Source organism: Candidatus Culexmicrobium sp. (assembly GCF_058356305.1).
This window is the reverse complement of sequence record NZ_JBTVBB010000046.1, coordinates 1-9,454: the sequence shown is the minus strand read 5'-3', so window position 1 is coordinate 9,454 and position 9,454 is coordinate 1. Positions and strand designations below refer to the sequence as shown.

10 protein-coding genes, 1 tRNA gene and 1 pseudogene are annotated in these 9,454 nt (G+C 35.6%); 7 read left to right on the top strand and 5 right to left on the bottom strand.

The annotated features are described in order from the left end of the window. From ACW8TM_RS10890 to ACW8TM_RS10875, 4 genes are all read left to right on the top strand, one after another. The coding region (locus tag ACW8TM_RS10890; RefSeq protein WP_491533321.1) for a hypothetical protein at positions 1-904 on the top strand (904 nt) is incomplete at its 5' end. Between the two features lie 6 nt (positions 905-910). After that, the gene (locus ACW8TM_RS10885) at positions 911-2,275 is read left to right on the top strand and encodes a Piwi domain-containing protein (protein ID WP_491533320.1); all 1,365 of its coding nucleotides are present in this window, start codon (positions 911-913) and stop codon (positions 2,273-2,275) included. A 50-nt stretch (positions 2,276-2,325) separates the two neighbouring features. Next, positions 2,326-3,621: a hypothetical protein gene (locus tag ACW8TM_RS10880; RefSeq protein ID WP_491533319.1), complete on the top strand. Its 1,296-nt coding sequence runs from the start codon at positions 2,326-2,328 to the stop codon at positions 3,619-3,621. 164 nt (positions 3,622-3,785) lie between these two features. Beyond that, a tRNA-His gene (locus ACW8TM_RS10875) sits at positions 3,786-3,874 on the top strand. A gap of 222 nt (positions 3,875-4,096) precedes the next feature. Here the strand turns inward: ACW8TM_RS10875 and ACW8TM_RS10870 are convergent. The 3 genes and pseudogenes from ACW8TM_RS10870 to ACW8TM_RS10860 all read right to left on the bottom strand — a co-directional run. Further along, positions 4,097-5,281 (bottom strand): annotated as a pseudogene (locus ACW8TM_RS10870) (RNA-guided endonuclease InsQ/TnpB family protein); the annotation flags it as partial. 237 nt (positions 5,282-5,518) lie between these two features. Beyond that, positions 5,519-6,946 (bottom strand): ATP-binding protein, encoded by a 1,428-nt coding sequence (locus ACW8TM_RS10865; RefSeq protein ID WP_491533322.1) that lies wholly within the window; start codon positions 6,944-6,946, stop codon positions 5,519-5,521. 83 nt (positions 6,947-7,029) lie between these two features. Further along, positions 7,030-7,872: a hypothetical protein gene (locus tag ACW8TM_RS10860; protein ID WP_491533318.1), complete on the bottom strand. Its 843-nt coding sequence runs from the start codon at positions 7,870-7,872 to the stop codon at positions 7,030-7,032. Between the two features lie 13 nt (positions 7,873-7,885). Between ACW8TM_RS10860 and ACW8TM_RS10855 the strand changes: the two genes are divergently transcribed. Genes ACW8TM_RS10855 through ACW8TM_RS10845 form a run of 3 tightly spaced genes read left to right on the top strand, consistent with a single transcriptional unit; the run spans position 7,886 to position 8,293 of the window. Then, positions 7,886-8,017: a hypothetical protein gene (locus ACW8TM_RS10855; RefSeq protein ID WP_491533317.1), complete on the top strand. Its 132-nt coding sequence runs from the start codon at positions 7,886-7,888 to the stop codon at positions 8,015-8,017. A 32-nt stretch (positions 8,018-8,049) separates the two neighbouring features. Then, complete coding sequence (locus ACW8TM_RS10850) at positions 8,050-8,139, top strand: AbrB/MazE/SpoVT family DNA-binding domain-containing protein (RefSeq protein ID WP_491533316.1); 90 nt, start codon at positions 8,050-8,052, stop codon at positions 8,137-8,139. 7 nt (positions 8,140-8,146) lie between these two features. Beyond that, entirely contained in the window at positions 8,147-8,293 is a 147-nt protein-coding gene (locus ACW8TM_RS10845) for a hypothetical protein (RefSeq protein ID WP_491533314.1), read from the top strand. 136 nt (positions 8,294-8,429) lie between these two features. Here ACW8TM_RS10845 and ACW8TM_RS10840 read toward each other — a convergent pair whose 3' ends face one another. Together ACW8TM_RS10840 and ACW8TM_RS10835 are read right to left on the bottom strand one after the other, a co-directional pair. Then, positions 8,430-8,798 carry an AbrB/MazE/SpoVT family DNA-binding domain-containing protein gene (locus tag ACW8TM_RS10840; RefSeq protein ID WP_491533313.1) on the bottom strand — a complete coding sequence of 123 codons (369 nt, stop codon included), beginning with the start codon at positions 8,796-8,798 and terminating at the stop codon, positions 8,430-8,432. Continuing rightward, positions 8,795-9,046 (bottom strand): type II toxin-antitoxin system RelE family toxin, encoded by a 252-nt coding sequence (locus ACW8TM_RS10835; RefSeq protein WP_491533312.1) that lies wholly within the window; start codon positions 9,044-9,046, stop codon positions 8,795-8,797. The genes ACW8TM_RS10840 and ACW8TM_RS10835 overlap by 4 nt, the downstream gene beginning before the upstream one ends. Positions 9,047-9,454 lie beyond the last annotated feature (408 nt).

The following is a 9,454-nucleotide window of genomic DNA, read 5'->3' as shown; positions in this document are numbered from 1 at the left end:
AAATCTAGTTATTATTGCCTCTAAATTTAGAGTATTTGAAGAGGTATCAAATCTTATTTGCACAATCCTCCAGAAAGGAAAAAGGAAGTATCTTACTAAGTTGAGGTATAACTCTTTTGGAAATCTATCAGGCGTTAATTTAATTTTAGCCTATAAGGCTGTTTCTAGAGCCATAGAACATTTTATATTTAAATCTCTATATGAGGCTGGTTGGACAATATTTTCTAATAAAAGAGTCTTTAACAAAATGATTAAACATTTTATGATAGATCTCAGAGAACCTATAGATCATTATGTTAACCTCTATCGTGGCATTAGACTCTCGGCTCTTGTTTTATCTGTCTATGACTTTTTCGGGGCAAATTATCCCTGCGTCGGGTTATGCGTTGATCCCGTAATAATCATGGATATACTAAAGGATCTTAAGGCATTTCTAGATGAGGGAATGGAATATCATGAAAAAAAGGCTCTTCTTAAAATTGTTAATGGAGAGTTAGAAAGACTATATGGTTATAAAAAGATAAAATTTCAAGCTTGGGATTTATTGAATTTTAATAGAAATTATGCTGAGATAGTCAGATTGTTTAAAGTTGGAAGTGAGTGGAAACCTGAAGTTAAAGAAGTCAGCTTAGATAAATTATATCCATTACGTAGACCAGAAGTCATAGATTACATGTTGAGTACCAAATATAAGTTGAATGAAAGGCTAACTACAATAATTAAGAGAGAATCTTTTCATATAACGAAAAGTGGTAAACGGGATCTTCAAGCTTCATTAAAGCGATATAATATAACACTAGCTTTTGTGCGTAAATTAAATGAAATCATTAAAGGAAACAAATTTTTGAATGAACTAAATATAGTGATAAATGAAGAACCGCTTATGATTCTTACCGAATGGTAGAGAAACATGGATAACAGAAATCTTGTGTTAAGAGGTAAGCTACTGGGCCCAATACCTTTAGCATTCCGTGGTCCGCTATATGTAAGGGAACAAGCTGTTTTTAATCCGTATCTTGGTTTAACGACTTATGGTCCATATAGGGCAGTCAACATTAAAATATTGCATTTTATTCCTAAGGAGTGGAGTCATCTTATTCCCAATCAGCTTACAGATGCACTATCTTGGCAATTGATCAATATTTTGGATACTTTCTTAAAGAAAGCTGGTAAAAGGGTGAGTATTGAAAATGAATATATTAATAGGCTATCCTCAATAGTTTCTAGAGATATTTCCCAAATGAAAAGTACGGTTCAAGATCTATTGTCTATTATTGATCTTTATAAAGACAGCGTGGTGCTTGTTCCAATACCTATCCGAAATTTAGGTAGGGAGAAGTCTAAAGAAATTTATGCCAAAATGAAAAGTATAGGACTGCGAGAAGGATTTGTTACGCAATTTTATTCTGATGAAAGGACTTTAAAGGCTGTGAATACAGGAAGGAAAGCCATTTTACTTAATTTAGCGTTAAATATCTTAGCCAAAGCTGGTGGAATACCTTGGGCACTTTATAAGCGGCTTGAATATGATGTTATTATTGGTTTGAGCTGGAGTCTCAGAAAAATTATAGGTTTAACAACAGGACCCATAGCTAAATATTATGGCGTAGTGCATCTTTTTAGCAATATTGGTATATGGGAAAATTTTAGATCATTTATCTGTGAAAGTAAAGAAGAAACCTTAATTTATGCTCTTCAAGAATCACTAAATTTGATGATTAAATTATACAGGGGGGAGACAAAATATAATAGAGTTTTGTTGATGGTCCGAGAGTTGTTGAAAGAAGAGGTGATAGACAAAGTTTCTCAATACCTTCAAGAAAATGCTGGATGTAAACTTGAGGTAGCGTTGGTTACTGGTAACGTCCCAGTCAGACTATATGATTTAGGTTATGTGAATTATTTAATTCCTAAGGGATTATACTTTTTCAGTTCGGATGATGCCGCATATATCGCTACGACAGGTAGATTGCCACAAAGTCCTCGCTTCTTTGGCATAGGAGTCCCTAAGCCCATAAGAGTTAGGCTTTTATATTGCACAGGGGACAGGTACGGAGCATTAATAAGAGCAATAAATGCGACTTATGCTCTTACAGCTATGAATTGGAGAAGCTTTTTTGGCTCGCTAAGAATGCCAACACCAATACATTATTCAAAGATTGTGGCTCAGCTGTTTTCGTTGATGACGCCATATGATATTGAGTACTCATTCAATAAGATAGGTAACTACATATATAAACCCAATAAATTTGAGGATAGACCATGGTTCATTTAAAGACGTATCTAATAAGAGATAGCCCGGTATATTTGGAATTGAAGGACATGTTGATGGTACTTGATAGTATAAAAGAACCAAACAAACTGTGGTCCTCTAAGATCAGCAAGGATAGAATAGATCTCTTTATTTCTTCTGTGATTCTTTGGTTCACTCATAATGCATATAGAAAACTCGGACTAAAAACAGAGCTTAAAGCTTCCTATCAGTCATTAAAAAGTTTCTTGAAAATAAAACTTCTTAATGTTAACAAACTCAGTGAACTTTCAATTGAAGACCTGTATGAAATTTTCCAATGTACTTGCTCATTAATTAAGAACTATGCAGAAACAAGTGAAATTGAGGGTAAACTTATAAAGCTAATTATTAATGAACACAGACATTTCAAAAAAATAATTTCTGTTTACAATCCATACGAAAAACCATTATCTTCACTGATTTCCCTTTTGGCTATTTATTTGATCAATAAGGAATATAGACGAGATATTCTTGAAGATATTTTGAATGAATATGTTTTACATCTAAAGGAGAAAAGACCTCATGCTGATCCTGCAGCCTTATACTGGATAACTGAGGTACTGCTTAGTATAGCGAACATCAATAGAGTAAAAAGTAAATATGAAAATCAGATTATTAGTGTTATACGTTTAATTGAATCGATAATTATTGATTATTATAATCGCTATGAAGATATCGAATATATTCCCCTGGATCATGCATTGTGGTATTATCATACACTTGAAAATTATATAGGCATACTCAGTAAAATGAAGATTTCAATAGATATCCATATTAGGAAATTTCATGATATTTTAATGAAACATCTATTAACTTTTGGCAGAATTTCTTGGTTAAAATGTGCCTATGGTGCCTTAATATATCGTATGCGATTGAATAAGAAAAACTTAAAAGATGAAGTGAAAGAGGACAAAAAAGTTGACACCTATATGGATTTAGTGACTCTATGTCTTCTTATAGGCGCTTATGAAAGAATGAGAAAACATATCATTAGCTTTTTCACTGAATATGACCAAAGATTTTTTAGTAAGACTGAAAAAGTTGCGTTTATTATCGCCTCTTTATCCTTTTCGATAGGTTTCTTTATGATATTAGTATTAATTCCGTTAGTTTTAAGGGATTGGTATTTTCATTTTGTTTTATCAATACTTATGCCCTTACTTAATCACTTAAGTGCTCTTTTCATAATCCCAATAAGCTTTTCTCTGATGTTTTTTGGTCTAAATATTTTTTATTCTCTAGCTAAAGGAAGAATAAAAACAAAAAGAGACATGATGTCTGTCTTAATAAATCTTCTCAAAAAGTTAAAGGATATTTTACCATTTTAGCTCGCTATAAACTAGCTTTGATATAGTAGGTTTTCTTTAAAAATCAATGTAACAGCATTATTTCAGATGACTACTTATGAATTAAATTTATAACTGTAAATGGTAAATTTAATTTTCGAAGTAGTTGGCCCGGAATGGCCCGGATTGGGGCCTAGGCCTTACATGGAGAGCTCAGTTTGGTTAGAGCGCCAGCCTGTGGCGAAAAAATTTCGCAGAAAGCTGGTGGTCGCGGGTTCAAATCCCGCTCCGGGCCTCCATTATTAATCCTATTCTGGACTACTTTATTGTAAGCTATTTGTCTTTGAAGCTCTGAGATTTGGTCATTTCCCTTCTCGGCTGAGCGTTCTAATGGTGTTGCGACCACAGGCCTGGATTTGGAGTCAACTATTGTTGTTGACTCCTTCTCCTTCATTGAGGCTATTGCCTCTTCCAGAGCTCTCGGGGGAATCCAGGCTCCCCGCATCTGAAGGTTTATTGCTGCTATTATGTCTCTGTCTAGGGTGAGGTTGCATTGTGGACATTTTCTCATCCTGTCTTTTAGTTCTATTAGTCTGCTTTGGCATTTTGGGCATGTTCGGGACGTATTTCTCGCGTCAACATATTTTACTGGTAGTCCATGCCATTTCAGCTTATACTCTAGCATTTTCTGTATTTTTCTTACATCCCATTTTGATAATTTCCTGTTCATTGACTTTGATCCATCGAGTATTCGACGCTTTATTCCTTTCAAATCTTCTAGTATTGCTCCGTAACCATGTTGAGCTAGTTCTTCTACTATTTTTGTTGTTAGTTTGTGTATGAAGTCGTTTGTTCTGTTCAATTCTCGCTTCGAGTATTTTTGTAGTAGCTTTTTTGCTGTTTTTGGCTTTCTCTTAGATAGCTTGTGTATTTTTCGTCTTTTATTTTCGTAGACTCTGTGTATGTGGTATAGTGGCTTTAAGTCGTAGCGCTTTATCTCTCCATTTATGTAGGCTGTTATGTTTGTTAGGTTTATGTCGAAGCTTGCCCATCCCTTTGACTCCTTTAATTTTACTGTTTTCTTTAGTGTTAGTATTAGTCTGTCTTCTGTTAGGAGTAGTCCTCCTATTTTTTGGAAGTCTTTCGGTATCCATGGATACTTGTTTAAATCAATTATTATGTAGCGTTTGTAGGGTTCAATGCTTATTCTGAGGATTCCATTTTTGTAGCTGAATAGAGTTGTTTTTATGTATACGATTTTTCTTCTTACTTTCGGCTTATTCTTAAATGTTCCACTGTTGTAATTTGAGATCCAAGACCTTAGTATGCTATAGGCCATGTCCATGGCTGAATCTACATAGTTCCTCGTAAACCTCCAGTTCTCCATTAACTTATTTCTTAATTGTTTTTTGAACTCATTAGTTATCGCTAGCCTTGCTTTTCTCTTTTCTGTGTATTGTATGCATTTTAGCATTTCTTGGAGTGCTTTGCATTCTATTTTGTAGTATGCTTCTATGAGGTCTTTTGGTGCATTTATGGGTATGCTTCTTGCCTTGTATACTTCTATTGTTGTTTTAGTGTTTTCTTGCTCAGCCGAGTTTGTTTGGGGTGAGCCCCAGTGCCCCAAACATTTCTCATTGTTCTCTAGTTTTCTCTTTCTCTGTTTTCTGCCCTCGTTTGAGGGCTTTTCTCTGTTTTCCATCTGCCCAACTCCTTCGCATCTCTGCTTTATTGGCTTTGGCTTTGATTGCGGAGCTGGGCAGATGGGTAAAGAAGGAGGGATTAGTTGGTGATGGGCTCGCTTTAATGTTTATTGGTGGGCGGAGCTAGGCTTTGGGCCTAACTCTTTCGCCTCGCACTGTATGTGCTGTATTCTATCTAATTCAACCTATGCGTGTCTTCATCCCCACTTTTGTGGGTTTAGGCTTCCTGCAGCAACCTATTGATTGCTGCATTCATTTTTGAGGGTGTGGAGGATTCTCCATGCTAGGCTTGTTAGACTGTATCCATACTTGGTCCATTTTGCTAGGCCGTGTTTCTGCAGTAACTTCCATTGGGTTGTTGTTGCTTGGTTTAGTGCTGCGTTTATTAGTGTTGTTTTTAGCTTTGTGTTCCATTGGATTCGTTTTAGTTTTGTGTGGGCTGGCTCGCTTGGCTTTATTGCCCCCATTTTCTGTATTGTTTTTGGTGTGTCTATGATTTCTAGGAGTTGGTTTTCGGTTGTTGTGGCTTTGGAGTCTATGCTTACTGTTTTTATTGGTGGCTGCCAGAATTCATTTAACTGGGTTGACTTGTAGAATTTGGGGTATGGGTGGGTTGGCTTTGTTTTTGGCTCTAGTTTTCTTATTATTTGTTGTATTTCTTTTGGATTTATTGTGATTTTCTGCTGCTTTTGGGGTTGATGGATTTTAAATGGTTTTCCTTTGCTTGATGTTGCCTTTATGATTTTTGGTGTGATTGTGACTTGTATTAGTGTTGGCTTTATTTCCGGTGTTTTTATGATGCATTGCCCTGTTTTTAGGTTTGCTACTATTTTCTCTATTTTTTCTGTTTCTTTTTCTGTGTAGGCTAGGTCTCTTAGTAGTTTTCTTCTTGTTTGGTGGTCTTCTATTCTCATTATTATTTTTAGGCTTGTCATTGCGGTTATTTCTTGGTTGAGTAGTGTTGGTGTTATTGAGATTATTCCTATTCCATGTTTTCTTGCTTCTTTGTATAGTTTTGTTAGTGTGTTTTCTGGTGGTGTGAAGTGTTCTGCTAGTGGGATTGTTTTTTCTTTTGGCGCTGTTCGGTGGGCTTCATCTATTATTACTATTAGGTTTAGCTTCTGGTTTGTTGTTTGGGTGTAATTGTAGAGTGTGCTTAGTAATAGTTGGGTTGCTAGGATTTTGGCTGTGTCTGTTGGTAGGCTTGATAGGTCTATGATGTTTATTCCTTTTATTGGAAACCTTGGTTTTCCTTTGCAGTCTAGTGGTGTGTTTATTATTGGCTCTATTCTTCTCCTGAGGGCGTCGCATGCATCTCTATGTTCTCTTTTTTCAAGTTTGCTTCTGAGTACTTCTAGTGTCTTATAGAGTTTTGTGAATGTTAGTTTTTCCATGTTTTCTATTATGGTTGATAGTAGGTGGTATACTAGTGGTGTTGGTGTTGATTTGAAGGCTGCATAATAGTATTGGTTGAATAACTCTTTTATTACTGGTTTTGGATGGCTGAATATGTTTAGGTTTATTTCTTCAAGTTTCAGGGCGTGTTTTGGGTGGGCTTTTGCTATCTGCCCTGTCCAGTCTATGGCTAGTATGTTGAATTTCTCCTTCAATTCCTCTATGAGTTGGCATGCTAGACTTGTTTTCCCGCTTCCAGTTACTCCTATTATTATTCCGTGGATTGGCTTGTTTAATGGGATTTGGAATTTGTCTAGTGGTTGGCTTGTTTCTGTTAATGTGTAGCCGATGGTTATGCTCTGCTTGGAGGTTTCTTGTACATGTAGATTAGGTTGTGGTCTGGATATGGATGGAGGATTGATGGTAAGTATTCTTCATTGGTTATGATGGATGTTTTGAAGGCTTTTGTCGGTATTCTCTTTACAACCTCTATGTTTATGAATGGTGTGGATTTATGGCTTTGGCTGGTGTAGTTGGCTTGGTTTAGAGTTGGGTGTAATGTGAATAGTCCTGTGTTGAGTGTGCTTTGATATTTTCTCTCCGTGCATATTAATTGTATTGAGATTTCGACTAGATCTTCTGGGCTGGAAAAATCTTCTTGAAGCTTTTCTTCTCTAGTTAGTTTTTTGATTTCATTTTTTGCTTTTAGCCTTTTTATTGGACCGGGTTTTCCAATTTGTATTATTAGTATGTTTTTTCCTCGTAGCTTTCTTATGTTCCATAGTGTTTTGAAGCTTGGTAGTTGAGTGTATATTTCCCCTTTAGCTTTTATTGTGTAGACTTTACACTTTAAATCTTCACTGTCTACTTGAATTTTCCATGGTAGTGCTTTAACCTTTTTTATTGGGGGTTTTGTTTTGACTATTTTTGCAGTGTAGGTTTCGCTTAGAATTTGCCTTAACAGGTTTGCTGCTTTTCTCTCAGCTATGTAGTAGACTTCTCCCTCCATGACTATTACATATATTTTTCCAATCTTGTTCCATGGAATTCTTAGTTTTGGGTTGTTTGTCTGCTCTGCTTCTACTAGTTTTAAACATGTTTTGTTGTTGTTTAGTTTTATGGTGTGTGGTGCTAATTGTCTCGCTGCATATAGTAGTAGGCATATTGAGGTTATGGGTGGGGTTAGCCAAGTCATGATGGTGTAGATGTTGTTTAGGAGTGTGAGGATTAACTTTAACTTATCTATGATGCCGTTTAGGTTGATTGTTGAGAGGAGTATTCTCCCTCAATCTTATAGGCTATATAGGTATATTAAGGCTGTTTATGGGGAATTTCATTAGCTATGGAGATTAAAATTTATTTTGGTGGGATTATGTCTGTTAGGGTTCGTGTTGATGGTAGGGGTAGAATTGTTTTGCCCAAGGAGTTTAGAGATCTTCTCGGCATTAAAGAAGGGGGATGAGCTTGTCTTGATGCTTGAGGGGAATAGAATTGTCTTGGTGAAGGCTGAAGATCCCTTTGAGGTTTTAGGGAGAATTTTAGGCGATTTGACTTTTAGTTGTGAGTTGAGAAAGATTGTTGAGAGGAGGGCTTTGGAGGAGGTTGAAAAGAGATAAGGCGGAGCCGACTTAATGGTTTTAAAGGTTTTGTTGAGACTGGTTTTCTCTTATCACTTAATCCAAAGGATAAACATCATGATTGGGGGAGTTAAAATTTGCTTTATTTTATGGTTTTGTATAATCTTTACATTTGTCAATAGTTAGCTCTCTCGGTAAGTTCTCTAATTCTTTCATCTTCTACTTTTGCCTCCTCTTCTCTAATTTTTAGGAACTCTTCTATTTTCCCCGTGGGCTTTATGTTTTCAATGAATTCTGCTAATGTTTTAGGTTTCCTTAGGATTATGCTGTTAGAGGTAATTATGGCGTCTAATATTTCTCCCTCTCTTATGTCAAGCTTCTCTCTGACCTCCTTAGGTATGGTTATAGTGAATCTCTTTCCAACTCTTATTTTCAAGTATGTGCTCTGCTCATACAATTCTAGTTTCCTCCAACTTAAGCCATCATAAATTAGAAACATAAATATTTCTGAAATATCAGAAACATAATTCTCTAGTAGACTCAACCTCTCGGTTTTATTGTCAATATTGTAATTAGATAAGTTTCCCAATGAACCTTGTAAATTACTCTTATGTCTCCTATTCTTATTCTGAAGGTGTCCCTTAGCCCCTTCAACTTCTTTATGTCATATAACTCAATTGGTATTGGATTTTCTCTTAAAATTATTAGTAGTTCTAAGATTCTTCTCCTGTATGGTTCCGGAATCTTTTTGAGGTTGCTTTTTGCTCTATGCGAAATCTTAACTTGGAACAATTTAGCTTAGCTCCCTTAAAAGCTCCTGTAGAGTTATGTAGCGTCCTTGTTCAACTTCTCTTATTGCTTCTATAATCTCTTTTCTTTCCTCTTCTGTTGTTTCCTCCTCTTCAAGTAGCATTGCTCTTAGTCTTAAAAGCTCTAACTAGAGGTTATCTAGCTTTTTTAGGATTAGTTTGACTTGTTCTTCATTTAATTTCACAGTCATGTCAATCGCATATACTTGTATTTTCTGCCATTTTTATTTTGCTGCTGGTTTATGAGAATTTTCATTACTACTGTTATTCATTGGAATGTTTATTCTGTTAGTTTTTAAGATGGATTTACTTGTGGAGCTTTTACATGTTATCTTGATGTGGATATATCTATTAGGGTTTGTGTTGATGATAGAGATATTGGTCTTGTTTT